The organism is Clostridium sp. HGF2 (assembly GCF_964240115.1).
In the GTDB taxonomy this organism is placed as follows: Bacteria; Bacillota_I; Bacilli_A; order Erysipelotrichales; family Erysipelotrichaceae; genus Clostridium_AQ; species Clostridium_AQ innocuum.
The window spans coordinates 26,880-52,566 of record NZ_CAXSSO010000018.1; the positions used below are offsets into that span (position 1 = coordinate 26,880).

General features: G+C 45.0%; 20 protein-coding genes and 1 tRNA gene. 12 read left to right on the forward strand and 9 right to left on the reverse strand.

Annotation, left to right across the window (positions count from 1 at the left end; all coding sequences use genetic code 11):
- Positions 1-281 precede the first annotated feature (281 nt).
- A complete protein-coding gene (locus ACESPQ_RS20175) occupies positions 282-1,601 on the forward strand; it encodes a serpin family protein (RefSeq protein ID WP_109771032.1) in 1,320 nt (439 codons plus the stop codon).
- 141 nt (positions 1,602-1,742) lie between these two features.
- On the opposite strand, the gene ACESPQ_RS20180 is transcribed toward ACESPQ_RS20175, so the two are convergent.
- Both ACESPQ_RS20180 and ACESPQ_RS20185 read right to left on the reverse strand, forming a co-directional pair.
- Positions 1,743-3,053 carry an MFS transporter gene (locus tag ACESPQ_RS20180; RefSeq protein ID WP_109771031.1) on the reverse strand — a complete coding sequence of 437 codons (1,311 nt, stop codon included), beginning with the start codon at positions 3,051-3,053 and terminating at the stop codon, positions 1,743-1,745.
- Between the two features lie 74 nt (positions 3,054-3,127).
- Complete coding sequence (locus ACESPQ_RS20185; RefSeq protein WP_002609793.1) at positions 3,128-3,655, reverse strand: metallophosphoesterase family protein; 528 nt, start codon at positions 3,653-3,655, stop codon at positions 3,128-3,130.
- 256 nt (positions 3,656-3,911) lie between these two features.
- Between ACESPQ_RS20185 and ACESPQ_RS20190 the strand changes: the two genes are divergently transcribed.
- The gene (locus ACESPQ_RS20190) at positions 3,912-4,142 is read left to right on the forward strand and encodes a hypothetical protein (RefSeq protein ID WP_002609791.1); all 231 of its coding nucleotides are present in this window, start codon (positions 3,912-3,914) and stop codon (positions 4,140-4,142) included.
- A gap of 374 nt (positions 4,143-4,516) precedes the next feature.
- On the forward strand, positions 4,517-5,113 hold the full coding sequence (locus ACESPQ_RS20195; RefSeq protein WP_373144835.1) for a GNAT family N-acetyltransferase: 597 nt from the start codon (positions 4,517-4,519) through the stop codon (positions 5,111-5,113).
- Positions 5,114-5,555: 442 nt separating this feature from the next.
- Here the strand turns inward: ACESPQ_RS20195 and ACESPQ_RS20200 are convergent, their stop codons facing one another.
- Both ACESPQ_RS20200 and ACESPQ_RS20205 read right to left on the reverse strand, forming a co-directional pair.
- Positions 5,556-5,936 carry a PTS sugar transporter subunit IIB gene (locus ACESPQ_RS20200; RefSeq protein WP_109771029.1) on the reverse strand — a complete coding sequence of 127 codons (381 nt, stop codon included), beginning with the start codon at positions 5,934-5,936 and terminating at the stop codon, positions 5,556-5,558.
- On the reverse strand, positions 5,930-6,769 hold the full coding sequence (locus tag ACESPQ_RS20205; RefSeq protein ID WP_002609785.1) for an alpha/beta fold hydrolase: 840 nt from the start codon (positions 6,767-6,769) through the stop codon (positions 5,930-5,932). Before ACESPQ_RS20205 ends, ACESPQ_RS20200 begins: the two co-directional genes overlap by 7 nt.
- Before the next feature lie 125 nt (positions 6,770-6,894).
- Here ACESPQ_RS20205 and ACESPQ_RS20210 point away from each other — a divergent pair, with 125 nt between their 5' ends.
- The 4 genes from ACESPQ_RS20210 to ACESPQ_RS20225 all read left to right on the forward strand — a co-directional run bounded on the left by ACESPQ_RS20210 (position 6,895) and on the right by ACESPQ_RS20225 (position 11,598).
- Positions 6,895-7,227 (forward strand): hypothetical protein, encoded by a 333-nt coding sequence (locus ACESPQ_RS20210; RefSeq protein ID WP_002609783.1) that lies wholly within the window; start codon positions 6,895-6,897, stop codon positions 7,225-7,227.
- Positions 7,228-7,309: 82 nt separating this feature from the next.
- Positions 7,310-7,465 (forward strand): hypothetical protein, encoded by a 156-nt coding sequence (locus ACESPQ_RS20215; RefSeq protein ID WP_002609781.1) that lies wholly within the window; start codon positions 7,310-7,312, stop codon positions 7,463-7,465.
- Positions 7,466-8,096: 631 nt separating this feature from the next.
- Positions 8,097-9,392: an ABC transporter substrate-binding protein gene (locus ACESPQ_RS20220; protein ID WP_257335004.1), complete on the forward strand. Its 1,296-nt coding sequence runs from the start codon at positions 8,097-8,099 to the stop codon at positions 9,390-9,392.
- Positions 9,376-11,598 carry an EAL domain-containing protein gene (locus ACESPQ_RS20225; protein WP_257379506.1) on the forward strand — a complete coding sequence of 741 codons (2,223 nt, stop codon included), beginning with the start codon at positions 9,376-9,378 and terminating at the stop codon, positions 11,596-11,598. Before ACESPQ_RS20220 ends, ACESPQ_RS20225 begins: the two co-directional genes overlap by 17 nt.
- Positions 11,599-11,939: 341 nt before the next feature.
- Here ACESPQ_RS20225 and ACESPQ_RS20230 read toward each other — a convergent pair whose 3' ends face one another.
- Positions 11,940-13,343, reverse strand: coding sequence for a putative bifunctional diguanylate cyclase/phosphodiesterase (locus ACESPQ_RS20230; RefSeq protein ID WP_373144838.1), 1,404 nt, complete (start codon positions 13,341-13,343; stop codon positions 11,940-11,942).
- Between the two features lie 130 nt (positions 13,344-13,473).
- Here ACESPQ_RS20230 and ACESPQ_RS20235 point away from each other — a divergent pair, with 130 nt between their 5' ends.
- Positions 13,474-14,940: a GntR family transcriptional regulator gene (locus ACESPQ_RS20235; protein ID WP_373144839.1), complete on the forward strand. Its 1,467-nt coding sequence runs from the start codon at positions 13,474-13,476 to the stop codon at positions 14,938-14,940.
- Between the two features lie 144 nt (positions 14,941-15,084).
- Here ACESPQ_RS20235 and ACESPQ_RS20240 read toward each other — a convergent pair whose 3' ends face one another.
- Together ACESPQ_RS20240 and ACESPQ_RS20245 are read right to left on the reverse strand one after the other, a co-directional pair.
- Entirely contained in the window at positions 15,085-15,852 is a 768-nt protein-coding gene (locus ACESPQ_RS20240) for a GNAT family N-acetyltransferase (protein ID WP_002609770.1), read from the reverse strand.
- 13 nt (positions 15,853-15,865) lie between these two features.
- Positions 15,866-16,831 (reverse strand): Gfo/Idh/MocA family protein, encoded by a 966-nt coding sequence (locus tag ACESPQ_RS20245; RefSeq protein ID WP_118002802.1) that lies wholly within the window; start codon positions 16,829-16,831, stop codon positions 15,866-15,868.
- Between the two features lie 771 nt (positions 16,832-17,602).
- Here ACESPQ_RS20245 and ACESPQ_RS20250 point away from each other — a divergent pair.
- Entirely contained in the window at positions 17,603-18,010 is a 408-nt protein-coding gene (locus ACESPQ_RS20250; RefSeq protein ID WP_002609766.1) for a helix-turn-helix transcriptional regulator, read from the forward strand.
- Positions 18,011-18,023: 13 nt separating this feature from the next.
- Positions 18,024-18,359: a hypothetical protein gene (locus ACESPQ_RS20255; protein WP_118002804.1), complete on the forward strand. Its 336-nt coding sequence runs from the start codon at positions 18,024-18,026 to the stop codon at positions 18,357-18,359.
- Between the two features lie 330 nt (positions 18,360-18,689).
- Here ACESPQ_RS20255 and ACESPQ_RS20260 read toward each other — a convergent pair.
- Positions 18,690-18,773: transfer RNA gene (locus tag ACESPQ_RS20260), tRNA-Leu, on the reverse strand.
- A gap of 382 nt (positions 18,774-19,155) precedes the next feature.
- Between ACESPQ_RS20260 and ACESPQ_RS20265 the strand changes: the two genes are divergently transcribed.
- Together ACESPQ_RS20265 and ACESPQ_RS20270 are read left to right on the forward strand one after the other, a co-directional pair.
- Positions 19,156-20,592, forward strand: a complete 1,437-nt coding sequence (locus ACESPQ_RS20265) for an extracellular solute-binding protein (protein WP_257379503.1) — start codon at positions 19,156-19,158, stop codon at positions 20,590-20,592.
- Positions 20,592-23,522 carry an EAL domain-containing protein gene (locus tag ACESPQ_RS20270; RefSeq protein ID WP_373144841.1) on the forward strand — a complete coding sequence of 977 codons (2,931 nt, stop codon included), beginning with the start codon at positions 20,592-20,594 and terminating at the stop codon, positions 23,520-23,522. The genes ACESPQ_RS20265 and ACESPQ_RS20270 overlap by 1 nt, the downstream gene beginning before the upstream one ends.
- Positions 23,523-23,833: 311 nt before the next feature.
- Here ACESPQ_RS20270 and ACESPQ_RS20275 read toward each other — a convergent pair whose 3' ends face one another.
- Complete coding sequence (locus tag ACESPQ_RS20275) at positions 23,834-25,621, reverse strand: BglG family transcription antiterminator (RefSeq protein ID WP_373144843.1); 1,788 nt, start codon at positions 25,619-25,621, stop codon at positions 23,834-23,836.
- Positions 25,622-25,687 lie beyond the last annotated feature (66 nt).

Sequence of the window (25,687 nt, forward strand, 5' to 3'; positions counted from 1 at the left end):
ACCCTGTTCCCTTCACGCATACAATCGTGTCTAGCCTCTCTTGAGGCTAGTTGATCTAAATAAAAGTTCATGCTTTGCTGATTCGCTAATGTCTTTGTCTAGCCTCTCTTGAGGTTAGTGGATCTAAATATATAAATACCGCCACCATAGGTCTGGTTATACCATCTAGCCTCTCTTCACACTTTTATTTGCTTATCCCGTGATTTCCATTACAATAAAGAAAAGGAATGAAATAAATCATACCCAGGCTTCGTTTATAGGATAGAAAGAAGGGATTACTCATGAAAAAAGCTGTACTCGCCCTATGTGTGCTCCTGCTTCTCGCCAGCTACTCCTCTTTGCAGAAGACAGCTGAGCACAAAGCGGAAAAGCCACAGGAACAGGCAAATCCAAAAATCGCGGCACCTGCCGATATCCGCTACCCGAAAAGTCCTTCTATCGAGGACTATGATGCTCAAATCACCATAAGCGACAATAATCCTATAGATCCTACCATGCTGAGCGGCTATGCTGATTTTTCACAGGAAAGCTTTTCCGCAATTCTAAAGACCGCTTCTGATAATGTCAGCTATTCCCCGCTGAGTCTGTATTATCCGCTGATGCTGACGCTACAGGCAAGTAAGGGCAATACTGCAGAGCAGCTGCAGACGCTGCTTCATGTAAACCGCAGTGATAATGCGAAAAATATGGGGAATTTATATCGCCGCCTGTATACGGACAATGAAAGCGGACAAATGAAAATTGCAAATTCCTTATGGATACAAAATGCATATCCGGTAAAAGACGAATTTATAGAAGCCGCAAACAAGCAATTCTATGCTGCCGCCTATATTGTGGATTTTTCACAGTCAAAAACTGCTGACCTCATGGCTGCATGGATTCGTGAGCACACCAACGCTAACCTGTCTCCTTCTATAAGGACAGATGAATCCATGCGCATGGCGATTCTCAACGCAATCTACTATAAAGCCCGTTTTCATACTGTATTTGATAAAAAGAAAACAAAAAAGGATACCTTTTATGCGCAGGATGGGAAGGTTGCTGCAGATTTCATGCATCAGAACATGGATTCTCATTTCTTTATCGATAACAAGGACTATGCCGCAACTTCTCTGGCATTAAGCAATTCCACCAGCCTGACGCTGGTACTGCCAAAGGAAGGAAAGGATCTCCGCAAGCTGATGGAACAAAAGGGATTTCTACAGAATTTGCTGGAGGATGATGGCGATGGAGCAGAATTCGGTATTGTGAACCTGTCTCTGCCGAAGTTTAAAATCCATTCCAAGCTGCTGCTGGCGGATACCTTAAAGGCCATGGGTGTTACTTCTTTGTTTGATACCGCCGCAGAGCTGGATGGTATAACGGATGAAAAGCCCCTTTTTGTTTCTAACATTCAGCAGGAAACAAGCATCGCCTTGGATGAGGAAGGCGTCGAGGCAAGCGCATATACCGAGATAGGGATGACGGGTGCCGCAAATATCAAGCATCCAAAAATCCTTCATCTAAACCTGAACCGTGAATTTCTTTATGTGATTTCCACCCGCATGGATGGCATTGAGCTTCCCCTGTTTATCGGCGTATGCAGTAATCCTGCTTCTTAAAGAATAAAAATCAATCCCCTTCTTGCACCTGCATTATATAAAGGACTTTATTGTAGCTTTCCATTGTCAGAAACATTGAAAAAAAGCTGCCTTCCCATAGCATGAAGTCAGCCCTTGCTTATCATCTATTGTGTTTTCTTGTCACTTTTTCTTATGGAATTTCTGTTCGCTTTCCGGGTCCTTGACAAATGCCAGAAACAGCATGCCCAGCAGCATCATCGGAATCAGACCGAGAATACCATATTGTGTTTCTCCGGTAATCATGATAATTGTGGATACCGCCATCGGTCCTAAGATTGCCGAGAATTTGGAAAATACGGAGAAGAATCCGAAGAATTCATTGGAATCAGCTTTATCCGGAATCAGCTTGGCAAAATATGAACGGGAAACGGACTGGATACCGCCCTGAAACATACCGACCAGCAATGCCACCACCCAGATAAAGGACGGGTAGGTCTTAATCAGTGAGCCCGCCAGTACAACACCGACATAGCCAAGGATTCCGGCATAAATCATCTTCTTACTGCCTACATGCTCCACCAGCTTTCCAAACAGAATGGAGAACGGACAGGCAACGATATTGATGACAATTACGACTACCAGACTCATGACATCACTGATTCCCATCTCTGTCGCAAGAGAAACCGCCATTTTGATAACCGTATTCACACAGTCAATATAGAAAAAGTAGGATATACAGAACAAAAAGATATTTTTGTTCTTTTTAATATCACGGAATGTGTGATATAAATGGGAAAACGATTCCCGAACGACATGCGGTACCGGTTCATGAAAATTTTTCTGTTTCACATTTTTCAGCATAGGGCGTGAATATACAAGCCACCAAAGCACAGCCATTCCCATCGTAAGACCGCATGCCATTCGATAGCTCAAGGTAAAGGAACCTAGTACCAGATCCCCGGTTTTCGGATCACCGAGCAGGGTTACCAGCGCAAAGGGTATTACAAAAATCAGAAATGGCAATACGGAGCCGATATATCCCCATGCATAGCCGGCAGCACTTACCTTATCCACCCGCTCATCATCACAGACATCCACAATAAAGGCATCGTAGAAAATTATGGAGCCGTTATAGCCGAGCATAGCGATAATGAAAATCACAATCGCCGCACGGTAGTCGATAAAGGGCAGAGCAAGACCAAAGCCGCCGAAGATGCCCATAAACAGGAAAAACTTAAACATCTTCATTTTCTTATCCTTGTAATCCGCCATCGTTCCAAGAACAGGGGATATCACAGCCAGTATAATCGCATAGATTGCATTCGCCCAGCCGACGTACACACTGCTGTCCCCGGGTGTGATTTTCGCAATCAGTAAAGGAAATATGACAGTACAGGTGGTCAGCACCTGCGCTGAATTTCCCACATCATATAAAATCCAGCTGGTTTCCTCTTTGGTAAAGCCAAGTTTTGTCAGAATTTTTGTGAACATATGCTTCGTTCCTTTCTCTTTATAAAGACAGTGTAGCACAGGGATATCGTCTTGGGGATACGGATAACAAAAGCTTAACAATTTTCAATGGCAAGAAGCTCTGCCCGGATACAGCGACCCTGTACCTCAACCACAGCATAGCCGCTGTGCGGAGTGCCATAGCACACAGAACCCGGATTGATCAAAACTACACCATCGACCTCGGTAAAGCACTGATGATGCGTATGTCCGAAGAACAGCGTGTCGCAGCCCTTACGTTTTGCATAGGCCGCCAGCTTTCCATACAGGGTACGCATACACAGATCCATGATATCGTCATTCTGTGTATGCTTCATTGCGAGAACCTCCTGCACGGTTTCATCGTCAAAAATATCTCCATGCAGACAGATAGCCTTGCGTCCCTCCAGCGTCAGCTTCATTTTTTTTGGAAGGCGATGGGAACGGTCATGATTTCCCTTCACAATGGAGCATTCATCAATTTCCTGTAACGGAAAGCCGACATCCCCCAAATGAATTTTCAAATCCGCAGCTGCATGCTCCTGCAAAATTCTTCGTGCAGCCTCTTGTTCACCATGTGTATCGGACATCAATAGTATTTTCATGTTGTACACCTTCATATCTGTTAGCTATATTATAATATGATTCCCAAAGAATAGGAATAGAAACTTTACAATTCAAAGAAAACACATTCCTCTTCTCCAATTTGTGCATTTGTCCATAGGCTCGTTTCCTTACCTTGCAAAGCCCCACATATCTTTTCTCTGTAATCGCGCGATACGCCTAGCTGGGCTATGCTTATTCACATATCTTATACTGAGATACAAAGATGATCTCAGAAAATAAAAGGAGGATTTTACTATGTGTAACAACTGTGGATGTAACAGAGAATTCGGATTCAACGATGGCTGGGGAAACAACCGTTCTGATTGGAACAGCGGATGCGGATGCAACAACGATTACTACAACGACAACGCTGCGCTGTATGAAGCGGAATGTGTAGCCCGTGCTGCCCTGCGCCGTAGAAACAGAGAAAACCGCTGTGCCCGGGAATTCGTTCGCTGCATGAAAAACGCTCGCTGCGGATTCTAGTCAGGCTTGAAGGGTCTGTGATCCACAGGCCCTTTTTCCATATTTGAATATGCTGTATAGTGATTATCCAGCGTATGGCATATACATAGCTATAAACCTCACAAAGCTCATACAAAGGATTACAGGAAGACAGCAGGCTGCAAAGCGTTTAGCATAGCCGGTGCTCACGAATGCAGAGAGCAGCTTTTGAGGGTACGCTGTCCACAGGATAATCAACTCGCCTTGAGCCTACACGTTGCAATGATTTCTGAAAGGTGTAACTCCTGCTATCCTGCGCTATGACTACAGCTATTCTGTTTTCATACACGAAGAATTGCTTGCAGTTTTTATACCTGTATGCCATAATGAACTGCAATAGCAAGGGAGGATTTCTTATGGAGCATAAAGGAACAGCTGTTATCGCATCGAAGCGACTGCTTCTGCGCCGATTTGTCATAGAGGATGCAGAGGCGATGTTTCACAACTGGGCCAGTGATGAAGAGGTTTGCAGATTTCTGACCTGGCCGCCGCATCAGGATGTAAATGTCACATGGCATATTCTGCAGAATTGGATTGCAAGCTATGCACAGCCGGATTTCTATCAATGGGCCATTACATGGAAGGATCGTCCGCAGGAAGTTATCGGCTGTATTGGCGTTGTCGCTCAGAATGAGGATCTGGATATGGTGCATATCGGCTATTGCATCGGGAAAGCATGGTGGCATCGGCATGTCACCAGTGAAGCATTTACAGCCGTCATCCCGTTTCTGTTTGAAAAGGTGAAAGCAAACCGTATAGAATCAAAACGCGATCCCGAAAATCCGAATTCCGGAAGGGTCATGCTGTCCTGCGGCCTTACCTATGAAGGAACGGCAAGAGAGGCAGACCGCAGCAATCGCGGTGTTACGGATGCCTGCTATTACAGCCTTCTGAAAAAGGAATATCCGCAATGGCTTCACAAAAGAGGGATGAAATCAACAGAAATCAGGTAACCGTCTGATCGTATCTGCTTCCCGCCACTTTTGTGTGTTTACAGATATGTGGGAGATGACAAAGCACAGATACTGCTTTGATAAAAAGCTATCCAGTAATGTTTGATACACCACCGATAAAAAGAGCTGGCAGCATCATGGGGCTCTTGCATTTGGGTATCGACCAGCGGTAAAGAAAGAAGAAAGCTCCTGCAAAGCAGGGCTTTTCAGGTTGTGAAGTCGAATCAGGGGAACAGAAAAAGAAGATGACCGGGCGGTAAGCACTCATCATCTTCGTATTCTAATTCCAATCATTCTTCTTACTGTTTTCATGATACCTGATCGAAATCTCCATGATTCCCGCATCATAGGGATTTGCTTCTTCTTTAGCTTTTCATACGTATATCCGTATGCAGTCCTCCCGCATAAAGGTAGCTTCTTTTCCATGCAATTTCCACAGGGTTCAAATCATAGCGTCCAGAATATCCTGCAGAGCCTGCTTTCCGTTCATTTTCCCAAAGGTTTTCATGTCGATGATATGAATAGGAATATCAAAACAATTCAGCTTCTTTTTCATGGAATCCTTCAGATACCGCATCTGCGGTGCAAGCCAGATGGCCTGCATGTGATATTCAAAATGATAACGGCGAATGAATTTTTCATCAATGATTTCCGCTGAGCCGTAAGCCAGAACAAGATCATTCTCCCGCAGGGCATCCTCCAGATGCGTCCCCAGCTCATGAATTTCCTCCACATAAATCTGTTCTCTGCTGCTCGCCTTTTGAATCTGCTTACAAAACATACTACTGGTATTGCCGGTAGCACAGCATATATAAACTAACATACGGGTTCCTCCTTTAGAAAAGCTCGTATCTCCTTCAGAAATGCAGACCTTTGATCTGTGAACACCTCGTGTCCGCAATGCTCATAGAAACGTGTGATTATCGTTTTCCTATCGCAGGATGCGAGCTCATCATACAGCTGCTGCCAGCTGCAGACAGCATCCTGCTTTCCCTGCAAAATCAAAAGCGGCAGCTCGCAGCTGTCAAACAGGCCGTGAAAGCTGTGTTGGAAAAACCACGAGGACATCGCACAGATATGACGAAGCGATTTTGACGGATTGTGTTCACTGTAAATAAAGGCACGAAAATCCTCGCTCGCAAACAATTCCTCCGGTGTCAAATGTACCTCTGCTTCCTGAGGCAGCGTTTGCATACGTACACGAAATGCTGCGGACATGCGTTCAAACTGATCCAGCAGCTGTGAACGACTGAAGCCGATTGCCGGTGAGCTCAGAATACAGCCTGTCAGCTCCTGCGCAAATTTCTCCAGACACAAGGCAGCCAGACAGCCTCCAAAGGAGCCGCCCCATATATACAGGCGCTTTACGCTCCAGCGCTCTTTGGTATCCTGTATTACGCGCTGTACATCCCTTGTAATAGTATCTATGCTTAATCCCTTTTTCAAATCATAATTCGATGCACCGCTTCCTCGCTGATCAAAATGGATACACAGGGCATCCTTTTCCAATGAACGAAACGCCGGCAGCTCCAGAATCGCCTGTGCACCACTGCCAGGACCGCCATGCAGAAAAACGATTGCTGTGTCGCTGTCAAAGCTCCCGCAGGCATACACCTGTAAAAGACAGTCCTTGCTTTGTATTTGATAACGTTCCATAGGTCCCTCCCACTCGTATAAATTCATCATAGCATGCCGCAATCGCTTATGCAAGGCGGAATGTACACATTCGGTTAAGCGGTTACGTAAATATACAAAGCAGTACACTTTATCGGCGACAAGCCTTGACAAAATCCGGCAAGGGATGTGCACATGAGACGGCTGTCGAGCTGCTTTTCAACTGTGCCTGGGGCTCTGCATATCAGGATTTCATTGATCAGATCATTGATTATCTGGTGAAACGCAATACAAAAATCATCTCCGGAATGGGAAAGGATGATGACACGGTATTCAATGCGTGCACGCTGCACTGGCTTACACAGATACAGGTTGAGGCATTTCTGCACATAGTATCTCATCACTACGCGCAGGAACAGGCATTGCAACAGAATCGCATTGTCGTTACCTTTCTGCGAAGCGGATTCGAAGGTCTGTATCAACAAGCTGTCAAGCAGTAAATCAGGGGTATACTCCCCTTTTCTTTTGCGGCATAGCATAACACCGTTATGTGATGGTGAATCAAACCGAGGAGGAAGTTGTATGTATTTGCAAGCAAACAGCGTTGAAAAGTATTATGGTGACAGGAAAGCGCGTGTTCAGGTTTTGAAAGGAATCAGCTGTGAGATAGCACGTCGTATAGAGCAGCTGGAGCTGGGCAGTGCCTTAGGAGGATGCATAATACAACATAATCTGTAAGCTGCAAAGCGCTTCGCATACAGTGAACAGCAACTGCAGGTGATTCCTGTTCATAGAGATCATGGGGCATATACGCTCTTCTGCTAAGCAGAAAAACAGCGCAGCAGATTTCCTTTGATTAACAATATAGCGATACTGTTGGATAAGCGGAAACCTGTGAACGGGATGGAAACAGGTGTACGCAGGCTGAAAGTGAAACCGCTCTCCCTTTATTTCTAAATGGAATACCGGCATGAGCAGACCTGATAAAGAATATGTATAGATAGAAAAGCCTTTGCGCTCATCGTCCGCGTCAGACTCATTGCAGCTGTTGCCGTGTTTTCAAAAACGGACAGGAGGCTGCAAAAAAAGCATGGCGATTCACCGTATGGCTTCCCTGTTCCAAGAGTACATCAGGCTATGGCAAAGCAACCGTCAGGTTTGTGCAGCTCTTTCGAATTCAATCAAAGAACAGTAACAAAAAAAACCGTCACTACGTATTCCTTCCTGTCTGTCTGATTGCTTTCAAACGTATTCTATGATACAATTTTCATACAGAAAACATCGCATTTATGCTTCAAATATCATCAATTAACAGCAAGATACAGCATCTGAATTCAAATTGCGGATTCAGAAAGTGAGGAACGTAAAGATGAAAAGGAAACACTTGGGAATCGGTATTCTGATGATCGCACTCCTACTGAGTGGCTGCAGCAGACAGAATGCTACGATATATGAACCGGAAACTACACAAGCATCCTCAACGGAAACGAAGCTGACATTTTTCGGCTTTAAATATGAAGCAATCAATGTCGCAGCGATCGAAGACAGTCTGCGTTCCTTCATGCAGAAAAACAACCGTATCTCCATCACCTATGAAGGCATCAAGGGTGTGAATTACTATGAGGTGCTTGACAAGCGGATCAACACCAAAAACGGTGATGACATTTTCATGGTGGATCAGGCCTCTGTGCTGGCACTGAAGAAAAAAGGCGCGCTTGCGGATTTGTCCGACCTTTCAACAATCAATAATTTCAGTGATCTTGTGAAAAATCAAATGAACGCAAACGGCAGCTTGCAATATGTTCCAACCTCCATATCGGCCTTTGGTCTGTATTGTAATGAGAATTTACTGGAGAAGCACGGGCAGAAGATACCAAAGAATCTACAGGAATTCATGGAGGTCTGTGAATATTTCAAGCAGAAAGGAATCACCCCCATCGTGGCGAATAACGATATTTCCTTGAAGACAATCGTGCTGGCAAAGGGACTGTTTCCCATTTATCAGATGCAGGACAAGGATGCGGTAATAAAGCAGTTTAATACAGGGGAACGTGATCTGGCTAAGACACTGGAGCCCGGCTTTGCGCTGGTGGAGAAAATGATTGATCGCGGCTATGTCAATGCGCAGGAGGCTCTGAAAAGCGAAAAAACAAAGGATGACCTGACGCTGTTTGCCAGGGGGGAACAGCCGTTTATGCTGAGTGGGGCATGGGCCGCTCCACGTCTGCGCGACCTGCATCCGGATTTCACCTTTTCCATACATCCTTACCCCGTTCTGGAGGATGGCTGTGCACTGGTTATCAATATCGACACCCGCATCAGTGTCAATGCAGACAGTCCGCATGTGGAGGAAGCAAAGCAGTTTGTGGAGTACCTGACACAGCAGGATGTCCTGTTGAAATTTGTCAACAGCCAGAGCTCCTTCAGTCCGCTGAAGGATAAGCAAGCGGTGCAGGACAGTGCCCTACAGCCGATGGAATCTTATCTCACCAACGGTCGAAGCGTGATAGGAGCCGATGACAATCTGCTCTATCCCATCTGGAATCTCACCCGTGAAAGTACACAAAGGCTATTAAAAAAAGAAGACAGTGCTTCTGTTGTTGCAGACCTTAGCAAGCAGCTTGCACAGATACGAAAGGAAAACAGCTATGAAGACAATAACTAAACGCTCTTTCTTTATCCTGTTCTCCATTGCCTCTGCCATTGGAATCGCGCTGGCTTCCATTGCCTTTGTAACAAATGTGAAATCATTGCTTTGGGAAAAATCCGTAACCGATATTATCGAGGTAACACAGCAGGGCTCTCATGCACTGGATACCTATATAGAAAAAGACTACGATACTCTGCATCTGTTTGTCCGGGAGCTGCAGGAAACAAATGCAGCAGATCAGAAATCCATCCAGAAAATCATCAACGTATTCAATAAAGACGGAACCTCCTTTTACTGCAGCAATCTTTCCAGCGGTGATACCTACTCCAATCTGCCGGAACAGATACCGCGTATGAGCAAGAAGCAGAGAAACACCTACTCGGCAATGAGCGGAAGCAGTATACGCGACCCGTTTCTTGATGACTATACCGGTGTGAAAACGATCGGTGTATATGAACGCTTTACCTTCCGGGATGGTACACAGGGACTTGCCCAGAAAACAAGGCCGCTGTCTTCCATTACCGAACGCTTTTCACTTTCCTTTTTCAATCAGACCGGATTTTCCTATGTTGTTAATCAAAATGGCGATGTCCTGATCCGCTCGCTGCATAAGGACAGCAACCGCACCTTTCAGAATCTGTTTGATATCATCAATCTGCAGGGAAATGATGAAGCACGACTAGCTTCCTTCAAGCAGCGATTAAAGGAGGAAAAGACGGGGGCGGCACAGTTCCGTTATCAGGATGAGGAATATATATTCTGTTATGTCCCTTTACTTAACGGGGATAACTGGAATATCGTCTCTATTATTCCCAATCGTATTATTATGCAGCAGGCAAACAGTATTATCAGGCAGACAATCGCATTGTGTTTGTCCATCCTGCTGCTTCTGGCCGCGTTTGGCTGTTTCTATCACAGAAATCGGAAAAAGCATCAGAAGGAAATTGAAAAGCTGGCCTTCTATGACAATCTTACCGGCCTATATCGCTACGAAAAATTCCTGCTGGACGGACAGCAGCTTCTGGAGAAAAAGGAGCAGCCATTTGCCGTACTGTATCTGGATATCATGGGCTTTAAGCTTTTGAATGATATGGAGGGCTATAGCTACGGGGATCGTGTGCTGCTGTTTGTTGCGGATATTCTACGCTCACTCGCAAAGCAGCAGGAAATCTCCTGCCGTATCTCCGGAGATGATTTTGTCCTGCTTACCCCGTACAAGCAAAAAGCGGAGGTTCTCGAAAAATGCAGACAGCTTCTTTCTCTCACTGCTGCAGGGATTGACAACAAGCACAACATACCGATTCGAATCGGTATCTGTTTGCAGGAGGATGCCGATATCAATAGCACCATCAGTACGCTTGTGGACAGAGCCCGTATGGCACAGACAGGGATTCACGATGATTCCACAGCTGCATGGCAATTCTATAATCAGGAGATGCGTGAGATTCTGCTGCGCGATGCCGAGATGGAGCAGCATATGGAGCAGGCCTTAAAGGATGGAGAATTCCTGCATGTCATTCAGCCGAAATACGCATTGGACGGCAGCCAGATACTGGGAGGAGAAGCACTGCTTCGCTGGCAGCGCAAGGAACACGGCTTTACAAGTCCCGGTGAATTTATACCATTATTCGAACGAAACGGCTTCATTCGCAAGCTGGACACCTATGTTTTTATATCCGTATGTCAGACCATTCAGAATCGGCTTGCGCAAGGAAAAGCAGTCGTTCCGATTTCTGTCAATGTATCCCGCATCCATTTATATCAGGAGGATTTTGCGGATACCTATATTGCTATCAAGGAACAATATCACATTCCGGATGGCATCATAGAGCTGGAGCTTACGGAAAACATTCTGTTAAAAAACATGAAGGAGGTATTCGCCATTCTGGAGAAGCTTCGCTCTCACGGCTTCTGTTGCTCCATTGATGATTTCGGATCCGGCTATTCCTCTTTGAATGCGTTAAAGGATCTTCCGGTGGATGTGGTAAAGCTGGACAGAGTATTCTTTGACCAAAGCAGTCATGTGGAGCGCAATAAAACGATTTTGAAAAGTATGATCAGCATGGCCAAGGAGCTGGATATGAAGGTCGTTGCGGAAGGCATTGAATGTAGACAGCAGCTGGATATGCTGCAGGATACCGGCTGCGATATGGTTCAGGGCTTCATCTATGCAAAGCCGTGCAGTGAGAATGACTTCTATCACCGTCTGGAAACAGAATAAAGCAATACCTGCAAGGCATCTGGCAGGCTGAAAATAAAAGAGATTTCTATCAAATGGAACTACGTAGGCTGATTGCCGATATCCGCAAATCAGATGCGCCGCTACCCATAGATGAGAAGTCTCTTTTTGTTGGCGAAGGCCTTGCAGGAAATATACCAGTTTTAACAAGCAGCCGCAGAAACAGCCTTATCAGAAGTTCCCTTTTGATGATACTGTAACCCTGCATGGCGCTATAGACTGCGGCAGCTTCACAGCCGGATGCAGCCGGTAAAGGAAAACAGCCTTTAACCGCTGCCTGTACCGATGCCCCAAGAAATGCTGCATTCCCAATTCATACAGGTTCACTTCACAGTATGAAACTGCTTTAGCCATGCAGTATACGCTGCTGCTGAAAGTGGACGGGCGTAATAATAGCCCTGTACCATGTCACAGGTTGTCGTGCGCAAAAACGCCAGCTGCTCCTCAGTTTCAACCCCCTCCGCAACAACTTGCATATGCAGCCGATGCGCCAGCTCTATCAGACAGTGCAGGATATCCTGTGCCTTTTTTTGTTCAATGTCCTCGAAAAAGATACGATCCAGCTTGATTGCATCCACATCAAAGCTTTTTAATAAACCCAAAGAAGAAAATCCTGAGCCAAAATCATCCAGTGAACAACGAAAGCCCAGCTGATGCATCCGATGCACCGCCTGCTTTACCAAAGCAATCTGTTCCTCATTGAAAAAAACAGACTCTGTCAGCTCCAGCTCGATCTGATCATCCCCTATGCCATAGCGTTCTTTGATTTCCGCATATTCCTCAAGAAATGCAGGTTCCTGAAAATGCTGACGGGATACATTGATGGAAATCATCTGCTTTTCTTTACTCACTGCATTGCATGTCTGCAGATATCTGCAAACCTCTTCAAACATGTAACGGTCCAATTCCAGAATATTTCCGTTTTTCTCAAAGACAGGAATAAACGCTGACGGATAGATTATTCCCATTTGTGGATGCTGCCAGCGAACGAGTGCCTCTGCATGTCTGCATTGATTTGTTTTCAGCGTTACCTTGGGCTGCAAATACAGCTGAAATTCATGCTTCCGCAAGGAGTCTTCAAACAGGCTGTTCAGCAATTCCTCGTACTGCATAGCCTCCATTAAGGCAGAATTATAAAATACGCAGCCCTTTCCGCTTACATACTGACGAAGTGCAAGCTTTGCACGATCCAGCAATATGCCAGTGTCCCTTTGCGTGCTGTCAATGAGACAGGCCCCCTGACGCAAGCGGATAATCGGCTGCAGATGGGCGGTCTGTATGTGAACTGCCTTCTGCATTTCATCGATCCGATCCTGCAGCTGCTTCTGATCTTGTGTGAGAAGGAGGAGGAAGAAAGAGTCGCCCTCTCCTCTTGCCAGAAATTCCCCTCTTCCAAGATGCTGCTGCAATACCTTATACACCAGACACAGCACCTCATCTCCAAGCTGCATTCCATAGCGGTGATTGATTCGCTGGAAGTGTTCGATATTTAACAGCACCAAAGCAGCCGCAACGTCCGGCTTCTTATCCAGCAGCCGCTTTATTCTATTCTGAAAGTGAACCAGCTTCATCCCCTTTGTTAACGGATCATGCAGAAAAATGCCCTGCCAGATTCCGCGGTTTGCCAGATACGCTCCCGCCAGAAATGACAGAATAAGCAGCAGGAGCATAAACAGCAGGACAAAAGCACCCTGCAGATCATCCGGTATGATGTTGATGTGACGCATAGCGTAGCCTCCCTAACTCATTTCAGCAAAATTTTATCATGCCCTTTCAAAAAGACAACGAAAAATTTGTGTACATATACATATAGCATGACCCAAAAAAACATGATAAAATATGAATGAGGTGTCAATTATGCAAAGAAAGGAAACCCTTTTTGAATATCTGTATCACAGTCTGCGGGAGGAAATCATCAGTGGCAGAATGCCCTTTGGATCCACACTGCCCTCAATCATGCGATTATGTGAGCTTTATCATGTGGGAATTCGAACCGTGCGGGATGTATTGGAACGGCTGAAGCAGGAGGGCTACATAAAAACCGAAGAGCGAAAGCCAATGCTCGTCATATATCGGCAGGATCAAAGGGAACAGGAATCCGCAGCAGTTACTTATATCGTAAAATATCAGCAATCCTTACGGGATGCTTATGCCACAATGACACTGATCATGCCGCGTATTCTTTCCTTCTCTGTTCAGGTGTGCAGTGATTACACATTGCACTGTATGAAAGAATCAGTTGAGGAGGCTGCAGAGAAAAATACAGAATTACGCTGGAAAACCAATCTGAAAATCTTCAATGCACTGCTGGATCAGACGCACAATATGTTTTTTCGGGACTTATTTTCCAGCCTTACGCTGTATGCAAGACCGATATTCTTCTTTCAGGAAAAGCAGGGCTCAAGCCTTAACCGAGAAAGCTACCGGTTTCAGAATATTTTATGGGTTCAGGAAGCCATGTACAACCGACAGCTTACAGAGAGCATGGTCAGACTTACACAGATGTATACTGCTGTACAAAAAACAGCCGAGCTGCAGATGCAGCGCCTGAGGGAGCAGTATCCGCAAATCGAACAGTCAAAAAAGCCTTTTATATGGCATTCCGATCGGGGACGCGACCACCTGCATGTCCAGATTACACGCGATTTGATTGACAAGATCGGTACCGGAAGAATTACGGTAGGATCACGGCTTCCCTCGGAGGCAAAACTCGCTGCACAATATAAGGTAAGCGTTGCAACGATTCGTAAGGCCCTCGCCTCACTGAATGAGCTGGGCTATGCAAAAACACAGAATGTCAAAGGAACCACAGTCTGCATGCAGGACGAGAATACTGCCGCTAAATGCATGCAGATAAAGGTTTACCGGGAGGACACCCTGCGCTACCTCAGTGGTCTGCAGCTTATGATCCTCCTTATGAAGCCTGCAGCACGCTCAGCGTTCCCTTTTATTACACAACAGGCTCTGTCTAAGCTGCAGTATGATTTACAGCACGAAGAACGGATTCCTTTGGATTGTCTGACGGCGCTTGTACTTCAATATGTACCGCTGGAAACTCTGCGTACCCTGTTGACAGAGCTTGGCCGGATAGTGTGCTGGGGCTATTATTATTCCTTTTACCCCAGTAAACAGCACGGCTCTACCGTATTAAACCGCAAAAGCATGGAAGCTGTGAACTACCTGCAGGCAGGAAATCAGGAGGCATTTTCCACTCAGCTGTGCATATGCTATGCTCATATTCTGGATGTTGTCCGCTCAAATATGATCGATTTACAGCTCTTTGAGGCATCCTATATGAAAACACCGGATGAGGTCTTTTTATAAAAAAACAGCTGATTATACGCCGGTTCTTTCTTACTTTAGGGAGTATGCAAACAGGGAGAGATCAACTTCTATTGATAACTACTATCGTGTTGATTTCTCCCTGTTTTTAATTTGCGTAAGAACCTATGCGTCGGCAGCTGTTTTTCAGTATCCGTGAATTTCGAACACTGTATATTCTTTGTCAAAATGATAGCCGAGCTTCTCCGCCAGATGTACAGAATCCATATTGTGGGCATCCCAGCTCGGATACCAGCCACGCTTCAGACATTCCAGTATCAGCTTTGCGCATGCTGCAGCTGCCAGTCCCTGTCTTCTGTATTCCTTTTTTGTATCTACCTGAATTTCAATTCCCTCGCGATAGGAGCTGTAGGAGGAGGCGCCGGCAACCGGAAGCTTGTCCTTCAGGACAGCAACTCCAAGCCCTGTTGTGCGATATGTCTCGTAATCCTTATATAAAGAGGTCCATTCCTTGCACCAAGGCTGTTGCCGCGACCAGTTGAATATCGTTTCGTCGATCAGCTTCAGCTCATATTCTGAGCTGAGGTTCTCTACGATATGCTGAAGGTGCCGCAAAGAGAAGATGCCTGCCTCCTTTTTTATGGCATATCGCGTGACCTCCTTGGCGCGTTCCCCATACTGCGCCTGAATGGCAGCTTTTAAAGAGGTGGTATCTGCGCTCATGATGATAAAGGGAATTGTATATGTGTCCGGCTTATATGCAATCAGCTCATGATTGACCTCTCCTGCGAAAAAGCAGAAGACGCCCAAAACCGCCATAGCTGATTTCGGATTTTCAGGATCATCTGCGTAAATATCCCCCATCACATTTTGCAGACAGGAAAGAATCATCGTATCCTGTGCATGTGCAAACAGAGCCTCAGCCCGTTCGGGATGCTTCATTTTATATATCATAATAACGTTCCTCCTAATCAATACAGCATAGTACTTCCTGCTGTGATAGCTGCCGCAGGATTTCATCTACAAGAAAACAACAAAGAATGCTTTGCTCCGCACGCAGGATCGGGCTTTCCAGCCGACCGGTTTCCAGACATGCATGAATATGTTCTGCTTCATATTTCATTTCATAGACGCAAGGATGCTGTATCCTTTGCTCTACACCGTCCACTACAAGGAAGTATTCCCGTGCCTTCCAGTAATTCGGAATGCGGATATATCCCTTTTCAAAATAAAACAGTGCCTGCTGCAGGGTTTCCCCGTTCATGGAAATCCTGCTGTTGACAAGAATATCGTCGAACAGGAAATTCATGCTTACCCTGTCAATAGCCCCCAGCACTTCTCTTGTTCCCATAGCAGAAGCATGAATCTTATGCGGTTCTAGCAAATACTGCAAATATTCAATCGTATAGCTGGCGCTGCCATACACCACCCCTCCCTGCAAAGGATCGTGCATCCATGCGGCACGCGGGTTGGGAAAGCTTGCACTCATCGCAACCTGATGAAGCTTCCCCAGTGTCTGCTTCTGCAGGATATCGCGAATATCCTGTGTGACAGGCAGAAACAGACTTTTTTGTGCTTCCATCAAAAACAACTGCTTCTGCTTTGCTAAGGCAAACAGCTCCTTTGCTTCCCCGCAGGACAAAGCAATCGGCTTTTCGCATACAACATGCTTGCCATGGTGAAGAGCAGCTTTTATTTCTTTTCCGTGATTTGCATTGTTTACCGCAATATAAACGATATCCACATCCGGATCCGTATATACCTGTTCATATGTCCCATAAGCCTTACGTACCCCATACACCTCCGCTTTTGCCTGTGCCTTTTCCAAAGAACGGGAGGCAATGGCTTCTATCGTATCTCCGGCTTCGATAATGGCATGAAGAAAACGCTCTGTTATTGCAGCTACCGATATAATTCCATAATGCAGCACCATACCATCAACCTCTTTTCCTAGTCGTCTGATAGAGAACATTTATTCTATTATGACCATCTTATCCTTTTCTCTCCCGGCTGTCAACACGATTTCCCCGTAGAGAGCTTCACCGCATAAGATACCATAATGATGAGCATTACAGGTTCAGGTACAGCAATTCAACCTTATCTTCCTTTTCGTTCCTATTTTACCTTATAAAGCGATTGCCGTTAAGAGGACGTGAATATAAAAGCGCTTGGACAACACAGTGTGACATTTATAAGGACTGCACTTTTTCAGGATTCTTCCGTAATTATGACGGATTGGTGAAGCTTTAGAAAAGAAGCTATAAAGCTTAGGGATCATAACCTCTTTCAGCTTTCCCATATATGGCACCCTAATTTGAACTGAAGCTCTTTTCGAACCATTTATATATACAGCAAATGTTGAAAAACACGTATCCTTTGCATAAAACACGATATTTATAGAAAGCCTTTTCATTTTTCTGTATTTCATGCAAAAACATAGCTTTTTCATCCGTTTTTGAATTGCTTTTTTTAGAAAACAGGGTATACTAATAGTGTAATCCTCAGATTACAATACCTCACAAGTTCTGTATACCGACAAAATCGTGAGGGAAAGGGCTGGACATGAACAGCCCTTTTTTTCACCCCTTTTTTAAAATGATATAATTCAAGCTTTATTCAGACGATAAAATGATGGATGTAAAAAATTTTTGATAGACTTTTCTACCTCCAGGTGACATGATGGAACTGAAAGGAGCATGTACATATGGAAATAGGTAAAAAATTAAAAAAGGCGCGCATAGCTTGCGGACTGACACAAGAGCAGGTTGCAGATAAAATCAATGTATCCCGCCAAACGATATCCAACTGGGAAAACGAAAAATCCTATCCGGATATCATAGATAGGATAGATATGAGTAATCTTTATTCTATCAGCCTGGACGAAATATTAAAAGGAGATGATAAATTGATGGAGCATTTAGAAACAAATACGAATGTAGTAAAAAGCAATCAAAAATTAGTTATGGCAATTTTGTTGAATATCCTGTTTGTATTACTCCTTGGAATATGTAATGTGTTTCTATCCGGCAATCTATATTATCTCATAGGTGTATTCTGCTTTGCCATATTGAGCTCGGCGATTTTACTGTATCAGATTATCAAAAAACTTTAAGGAGGAGTATCTTATGAATATCAATACGACAATAACAGCAGTGGTATGCAGCGCAGTTTTTTTTGTAGGTGTCATTGAAATTGTATATCAAATCTATCATATCACCGTCACCGATGCAAATGCGAGAGGTCTGAAGCACCCAAAGCTCTGGGGATTATTAGCCATGAATGGAAATAATTCCAGCGGTTTGATCCTTTATCTGATTACCAGAAGAAACTATCCTTTCGTCAATCTCACTTCAGATGCCCAATCGGAAATCGAGAGAAGAAAGAAAGCCGCTGGTATCGGATTGCTCTTCCCAGTAACAGGCGCTATCGGCTTTGTGCTTAGTGCAATGACCTTCATCTAGCAGGCAGTAAAACCTTCCTGTCTATTTCCAATCAAAAAGCCGGGCTATCTCCTGTATAATAAGATAGCCCTTGAGCTGAATGCTTCAACTATATGCAAGCCTTCCCGAACACCAAAAGGCGATGATTACTTTTCCTGGAAAACCTTCCGTAATCATCGCTTTTTATTTGCGATTTGCCCATAGGATAGCTGTATCCAGGTGAAAATCATAAAATGTGAAACACAGGATCCTACATATAAGGGTTAAAAAAACAGGCTACACATTTTCCAAAGCCCTTATTTAAGACCTTTTAACCTTTCGGCAAAATGTATATAACCTGATAATTTCAAATGGTGCGGGCGACAGGACTTGAACCTGCACGCGCGAAGCACTAGATCCTAAGTCTAGCGTGTCTGCCAATTTCACCACGCCCGCAAATGCTTTAATATTATAACATATCCTGTGATAATTGCAATCCTTTCTCTGAAATTTCTTAAAAAAATCAACTAACAATCCTATTCAACTCTATTGCATAACGAGGTACATAAAACTGCAATAAAAGTAAAAAGAAACGGGCTATACTTTATCAACAATCCTGCTATCTCCGTATTTTATGCAGGCTCTCTTAGAATCTGACTGATAATTCGTGACACAGATATCCCATCTTCTTCTATCTCATCCCTCATAGGCCCACACCTTGTCCGTTCAGGAACAGCTTTTTTCATAAATGTCAGCTTTTCCTTATGTAGAAAGAATTATAAAGCTATTATGTGGTATAATGGAGGGGATATAAATCATAACAAGGGAGGATTCCTTCATGAAAAAACTCAGACTCGCAGCCGTTTGTATGCTCCTATTATCTGCTACTGTTTTACAGGGCTGTTCCGCTAATGACCATGGACTGGACCCCGATAAGCCTATCACTCTGACCCTCTGGCATTATTACAGCGGTTCACAGAAGCAGGCATTTGATGAGCTTGTTGATGAATTCAATGAAACACAGGGGAAAAAGCAGGGAATCAGTGTGGATGCTGTCGCAAAGGGAAGCATATCCAACATTTCCGCAGATTTAAAAAGCTCTCTGGAGAAAAAAGTAAATGCTCCGGAGCTTCCGAATATTTTTGCCGCCTATGGAGATACGGCGGAGGATATGGAAAAAGCGGAAAAGCTCGTTTCCATCAATGCCTATATGTCAGATGAGGAAATGGCAGAATATGTCGATGACTATATGAAGGATGGCATTCTGCACAATCATGATGATGTCAATATCTTCCCAATAGCAAAGGCAACGGAGGTCATGGTTATCAATAAGAATAAATGGGATGAATTTGCGAAAAAGGAAGATGTAAAGCTTTCCGATCTGGATACATGGGAGGGACTTGCCCATGTCAGTGAGAAATACTATACATACAGTGGAGGAAAAGCCTTTTTTGCGAGAGATGCCCTCATGAATTATCTCAATGCCGGAAGCGAACAGCTGGGTACACCGCTATTTACCATAACCGGATACTCCGGCTCCTTCACCGTCAGCAAAGAAACCATGCGCAAGCTTTGGAATCAGTATTATGTTCCGTTTGTAAAGGGCTATTATACCAAAAACGGACGGTTTGCCAGTGATGACATGAAAACCGAGGATGTCATTGCCTGTGTTGCCTCCTCTGCAGGAGCAACCTTCTTTCCGAAGGAAATCATCAGTGATGATGGAACAGGCTATGCTGTGAAATATATCGTATGTCAGGTTCCCAACTTCGAGGGAAAAAAGAGCTATGCGATTACACAGGGAGCTGGTATGGCTGTCAGTAAAAGCGATGAAACACACGAATATGCTTCCATTCAGTTCTTAAAATGGTTCACGGAAAAGGAAAGAAATACGCTGTTCTCCGCAGAATCCTCTTATCTGCCGGTGAAAAAGGAGGCAAACTCCTTTGAATCCTGGAACTCCATTACGGAAGCCGAAAAGGTTACTGCGAATCAGCTCGTAAGAGATATCGTCAAAACCTCGATGGAAACTGTCTCAAAGAGTACTCTGACCTCGCAGAAATCATTTAACAAAAGCTTTGAAATCCGCAATTATCTGGAAACAGCACTGAATGAAAAATGCGCCGGGGATGCCCTTAAAATACAAAAGGCAATAAAGCGTGGAGACAGCCGCGAAAAAGCTTGGAAGCAATATCTCAGCGATGAAAATTTCAATACATGGTTTGAACAGATTACAAAGGATATTAACGAAAAGATGAAGGACAGTGATGCATAATGCAGAAGAATTCCCTGTTTCGCAGGCTGCTGATAACGCTCACGCTGACCGGTGCCGCGATCTGTCTGATCTTTATGGGTACGGTTTTTGCCGGTGGTACCATCAGCAATCTGAAGGATATCTCTTATCATCTCTTTCATCAGCGGGTGAAATTCTGGGTATCGGATCTGCAGGAAATCATGGCAACCGATCTGTATCAGCAGGATACCTACAAGGAACTGCTACAGGAATGTGAAAAGGTTTATCATAATGCTGCCGCCTATCAGAACAGCAGGGAGCTGCCGGCATCCGTCCTGAAGCAGATGGATGCCTTCTCCAAGCTGAAATACATCACAGGCTCCTATGTTATATTTGATAAGGATGTCTTTCATACCGATAGCTACCCTGCCTATTATCTGACAGATGGTACCCCCGGTGACACATATAATGATAAAAGCGATATCATTGCACGCTTTGGCAATGCAAGTGCTCTCAAAAAAGCAGGCTACTCTCTGCATTCCGAGTGGAAAACCTTCATGAAGCTATCAGAAAAGGATGAAAACGACGGCTTTTACTTCCGTCCCTATCAGGCGGCGGTAAACAATCCAAGGGAAGAAATTAAAAGCTACGGCTATTGGGGTACGAGCATACGTATGCAGGATAATGAAACCGAGTTCATCACCTATTCCTTTCCTCTGATTAGCTCTGAGCATCAGGTGTACGGTGTTGCCGGTGTGGAAATATCCCTTGATTTTCTAAAAAAATATCTTCCCTATGAAGAATTAAACGATGATTCCAGCAATGCCTATCTGCTGGCATGCAAAAATAAGAATACCGACACCTATGAAGTGGTATACAGCAATGGTCCCAACTATCGCAGTCTGTTTCCTATCGGAAAGAAATTCGAGCTGGAGGATGCCGCCGGTGAACGCGGCTCCACCCTGACGGTAAACGATCGATTACTTGTCATGCAGCAGGAACAGCTGCACCTTTATGAAAGCAATACGCCCTTTGTCGAGCAGGAATGGTATCTGATCGGTACGCTGGAATACGACGCACTGTACAGCAGCGCAATTCGTCTTCAGAAAACCATTCTCTGGACAATGCTGGGCTCGATACTGCTCGCCTTCATCATCGCTCTTTTCACAAGCATGAAATTCTCACATCCGATTGCACAGCTTGCCAAGGTATTGAAGAATTTCGATCCGAATGATGAAATGCATCTGCCGAGAGTGAAAGTACTGGAGGTTGATGAGCTTGCTTCCTCCATTGAGGAATTAAGCAGAAATCTGTCCACAGCGGAATCCAGACTTTCCCAGGTCATCCATGCGCTGGATATGCCAATCGGCGCCATTGAGGTCTATGATTCCGGACTCGTTTACTGCACGGAGGAAATTCCCCATCTGCTCTGCTTTCATAACAGAAAACGAACCTCCTATACACATAAGGAATTTGTACAGGAAATCGAGGTTTTCAAAAAGCGTATAGAAATCTTTGAAGAAAAAGAGGAATGGCAGGACGGCAGACAGGTCCACACCTATGTGATCTCGCATCAGCTGGATGAGCATGAAACATGGCTACGCTTCATTCTTTCCCAACATGAGGGAACCCATGTCATTGTCGTTATGGATGTCAGTGATGAAATCCGCGAAAAACGCAAGCTGACCTATGAGCGCGATCACGATGTACTCACGCAGCTCTTTAACAGAAGGGCCTTCCGCAGCCGCGTGGAAGCGATTCTGAGCGGAGATGCCTGCGGAATCTGCGCCATGATTTTATGGGATCTTGACAACCTGAAGGTAATCAATGACACCTATGGACACGACGCCGGTGATCAGCTCATCTGTGCCACCGCCCGCTATCTGCAAAAGCTCTCCTCCTCCCGCTGTATCGTATCGCGCATGGCAGGGGATGAATTCCTTGTCTTCTTCCATCACTATCAAAAGGAAAGTGAAATTCGTACGATTGTTGAGGGTATGCATCGGCAGATCAACGCACACAAAATCACTTTTACAGGGAAAGAAGAAATCCGAATTCGCCTGTCTGCGGGGATTGCCTGGTATCCAAAGGATGCGCAGGACTTTGATACGCTCAGTAAATATGCCGACTTTGCCATGTATTCCATCAAGAGTACACAGAAGGGCGGTATTGAAGAATTCCAGCCAAGCACCTATCATAAGGACAAGCTGCTGCTCAGCGGCCGCAATGAGCTGAATGAAATACTGGACCATAATCTGGTCAGCTATGCATATCAGCCGATCGTCCACCTGAAATCAAAAGAAATCTACGCCTTTGAAGCACTGATGCGTCCACGCAGTACGATTATCACATCTCCGGTGGATATCCTGCGCGTTGCCAGATCGCAGAGTCAGCTTTACCGTGTGGAATTCATGACCTGGACGCAGTCAATCGCTCAGTTTGCGGACTTCCACTCTGCCTTTCCCAAGACCCGTCTGTTCATCAACTCCATCCCCAGCATCCCGATGCTGGATGATCTGACACAGAGTCTCGAACAGCAGTATAAAGAGTATCTGCCGCTGCTGGTCATCGAGATGATTGAAACAGATGAAATCGAACAGCATTATCTGGAAACTAAGCAGCAGTTTGCAAAGCGCTGGGACGCACATATCGCGATTGATGATTTCGGAAGCGGCTATAGCAACGATTCCACCCTCTTAAACGTCGCAGCAAACTATATTAAGATTGATATGATGTTTGTACGTGATATTCATAAGGATGAAAACAGGCAGCGACTGGTTGAAAACATGATTACCTTTGCCCATCGCCAGCATATCCGTGTAATCGCTGAAGGTGTGGAAACCAAAGAAGAGCTGCAGCAGCTGATTCGCATGGATGTGGATTTTGTACAGGGCTATTATCTTGGAAAGCCGGCACTTCAGATAAGCGATATCTGCGAAGCAGACATACGCAGAAAGCTCAGTAATCTTTAGCATCGCTATTGCACGGCAGCTAAAAGTATGCTGTGAGGTAAAAAAGGTTTCCTCAGCTCCTACCCGTATCTATTGCAAAAGCTGTTTCTATATCACAAAAGGTGCAGCATCCCTGCGGATCTTACCCGATATAAATAATGAAAAAAGGAGAATTCAATCCTATTGTATTTCATCAATAGAAATTGAATTCTTCTTTTTATGAACACTGAAAGATGAAACTCCCTGTGACGCTGTACCTTTTTCTGTATACCATTATAGGCAGCGGCTGCATTATGCTTAGAAGTAGCGCAGAACACAGCTGCTTCTGCAAGTTACATGAGATGCGGCAGCTGCTTGCGCAGACACTCCTTCAGCTGCATCAGCTGCTCCTGCAATCGCTCATAGGAGGTATGGACAAAGCCTGCCATACATACCTGACGGATTCCCTTCCCTTCGATATACAGCTGCTTTTTCAGCGCAATCATCGAGATAAAGGATTTGCTGAATCGCTCATCATACAGCACCACCAGCATGCAGTCGCGAAGCAGAAGCCGATGCATGGGAAGCATGGCAGTGAATTCCTCATACGTACCTGTTTTGCAATTTTCCTGATAGCATTGAAACAGATACGAAACAAGAGCATCCTCATCAGCGGCATGATGCGCACACATGCTGCAGGATATCGGCTGCAGTGCTGATCGCTGCTGCCGCAGCTGCTTCAGATAAAGCTGGAGCTTTTGAATATCGCTGTCCTGTATCATACTGCTGATCTCCACATTGGGAACCTGTTTATGCAGATAATCGAATGTTATGAAGAAATCAACCTCTGCAGCAGCCGCATCAATTTCATCCTCCGTCAGAATACGCACAATATCAATATTCGGCAGCGCTTCACTGATCCGCATACGGCCATAATATGCTTGCTCCAAGGAGCAGTTGACAATCATTCCCGCACGAAAACGCACCTGCATATCCAGCTGATGAAAATATGGCAGTAAAAGCATGGATAAGCGTGTATATTCGCTCTCGTACAGCTGCAGCCCGCGCAGTTTTTCATCCTTATGAAACAGGCGCATAACACTGAGGAACTCCGCCATGGAATCAAATTTCACCTGTGTATCATTATAATGGAGCACCCGCATGGCATGATGCTTTCGTATCATCGCTGTCTGCAGCAGAATGGAAAAGAGAATCGGAAGCTCCTCATCCGGCTCCCCGTGATATTCCTGCTTCAGCAACGCAAAGAAACGCGCACTCAGCTGCCTGGTTTCCTCATCCACTACAAATTCATGCAGCATGCTTCTATTCCACTGCCGTGCCCCGCTTTCTATCAGCTGTTCCAGAAACCGCATTTCCTCACCGTTAACATCCACATGGAAATAATCCTGAAGCATGGTATGGACCCGTCTGTTTCCCACATAGGGCGTTTGCTCCTGCAGGCCATAGCCCATCTGAATCCGTTTCATCATAACGCCGAGATAAATACTGAAATGATGCAGCGCATTCGCCGTAAAGCGATACCGATAGGCATCCTCGTACAGCCGCAGAATATCGCGAAACAGAGACTGATGCTCCTGCAGAAAAACCGGTTCAATACTCATAATCATCGCCTTATCCGCTCGCTGATAAAAATAGTACAGCACAAACAGACGAAGCTGCCGCTCGTCCCCGTCGATATGCAAATGTGTCCCCTTCGTGATTTTCAGATGAAACATCCGCAGCATACTTTCCCAGCACAGCAAATCTTCCTTCAGCTGAAGACGGTTTGTATACAATTCATCGGCAAGCGTATCCATCGTGTACGGCTCCTGTCGAAACAGCAGTAAGATCATACCGTGATAAAACCTGTCCAAATCCGGCTTGATTTCCAGAACCCTGGATTCCAGCAGATAGCGGACATACTCCTCCTCCCGCTCCATCAGAAGCATCCGTACACCGCTTCCCCGCTTGGTCTGAATCCGTGATGTTACCTCATTCATATGCAGATAGGCATTGATTGCCTTAATATCATTGCGTATCGTTTTCTCACTGAAGCCGAATTCCCCGCATAATTCCTGAATTGGCTGATAATGCTTCTGTGACAGCAGATACAGAAGCAGTTTTCGCTGTCGCTGGTTCATACATCTCCCGCTTTCCTCTTTGTAAAAATTTTACCACAGTTACGGTAATTTTGCTACTTAACAACG

Excerpts from the sequence above, each read along its gene's own strand:
- ACESPQ_RS20255 (WP_118002804.1), top strand. The coding sequence starts at position 18,024 with ATGAATATCAATACGACAATAACAGCAGTGGTATGCAGCGCAGTTTTT.
- ACESPQ_RS20235 (WP_373144839.1), top strand. The coding sequence starts at position 13,474 with ATGCAAAGAAAGGAAACCCTTTTTGAATATCTGTATCACAGTCTGCGG.
- ACESPQ_RS20205 (WP_002609785.1), bottom strand. The coding sequence starts at position 6,769 with ATGGAACGTTATCAAATACAAAGCAAGGACTGTCTTTTACAGGTGTAT.
- ACESPQ_RS20240 (WP_002609770.1), bottom strand. The coding sequence starts at position 15,852 with ATGATATATAAAATGAAGCATCCCGAACGGGCTGAGGCTCTGTTTGCA.
- ACESPQ_RS20250 (WP_002609766.1), top strand. The coding sequence starts at position 17,603 with ATGGAAATAGGTAAAAAATTAAAAAAGGCGCGCATAGCTTGCGGACTG.
- ACESPQ_RS20265 (WP_257379503.1), top strand. The coding sequence starts at position 19,156 with ATGAAAAAACTCAGACTCGCAGCCGTTTGTATGCTCCTATTATCTGCT.
- ACESPQ_RS20195 (WP_373144835.1), top strand. The coding sequence starts at position 4,517 with ATGGAGCATAAAGGAACAGCTGTTATCGCATCGAAGCGACTGCTTCTG.
- ACESPQ_RS20230 (WP_373144838.1), bottom strand. The coding sequence starts at position 13,343 with ATGCGTCACATCAACATCATACCGGATGATCTGCAGGGTGCTTTTGTC.
- ACESPQ_RS20190 (WP_002609791.1), top strand. The coding sequence starts at position 3,912 with ATGTGTAACAACTGTGGATGTAACAGAGAATTCGGATTCAACGATGGC.
- ACESPQ_RS20185 (WP_002609793.1), bottom strand. The coding sequence starts at position 3,655 with ATGAAAATACTATTGATGTCCGATACACATGGTGAACAAGAGGCTGCA.
- ACESPQ_RS20215 (WP_002609781.1), top strand. The coding sequence starts at position 7,310 with ATGTATTTGCAAGCAAACAGCGTTGAAAAGTATTATGGTGACAGGAAA.
- ACESPQ_RS20225 (WP_257379506.1), top strand. The coding sequence starts at position 9,376 with ATGAAGACAATAACTAAACGCTCTTTCTTTATCCTGTTCTCCATTGCC.
- ACESPQ_RS20220 (WP_257335004.1), top strand. The coding sequence starts at position 8,097 with ATGAAAAGGAAACACTTGGGAATCGGTATTCTGATGATCGCACTCCTA.
- ACESPQ_RS20200 (WP_109771029.1), bottom strand. The coding sequence starts at position 5,936 with ATGTTAGTTTATATATGCTGTGCTACCGGCAATACCAGTAGTATGTTT.
- ACESPQ_RS20245 (WP_118002802.1), bottom strand. The coding sequence starts at position 16,831 with ATGGTGCTGCATTATGGAATTATATCGGTAGCTGCAATAACAGAGCGT.
- ACESPQ_RS20270 (WP_373144841.1), top strand. The coding sequence starts at position 20,592 with ATGCAGAAGAATTCCCTGTTTCGCAGGCTGCTGATAACGCTCACGCTG.
- ACESPQ_RS20175 (WP_109771032.1), top strand. The coding sequence starts at position 282 with ATGAAAAAAGCTGTACTCGCCCTATGTGTGCTCCTGCTTCTCGCCAGC.
- ACESPQ_RS20180 (WP_109771031.1), bottom strand. The coding sequence starts at position 3,053 with ATGTTCACAAAAATTCTGACAAAACTTGGCTTTACCAAAGAGGAAACC.
- ACESPQ_RS20275 (WP_373144843.1), bottom strand. The coding sequence starts at position 25,621 with ATGAACCAGCGACAGCGAAAACTGCTTCTGTATCTGCTGTCACAGAAG.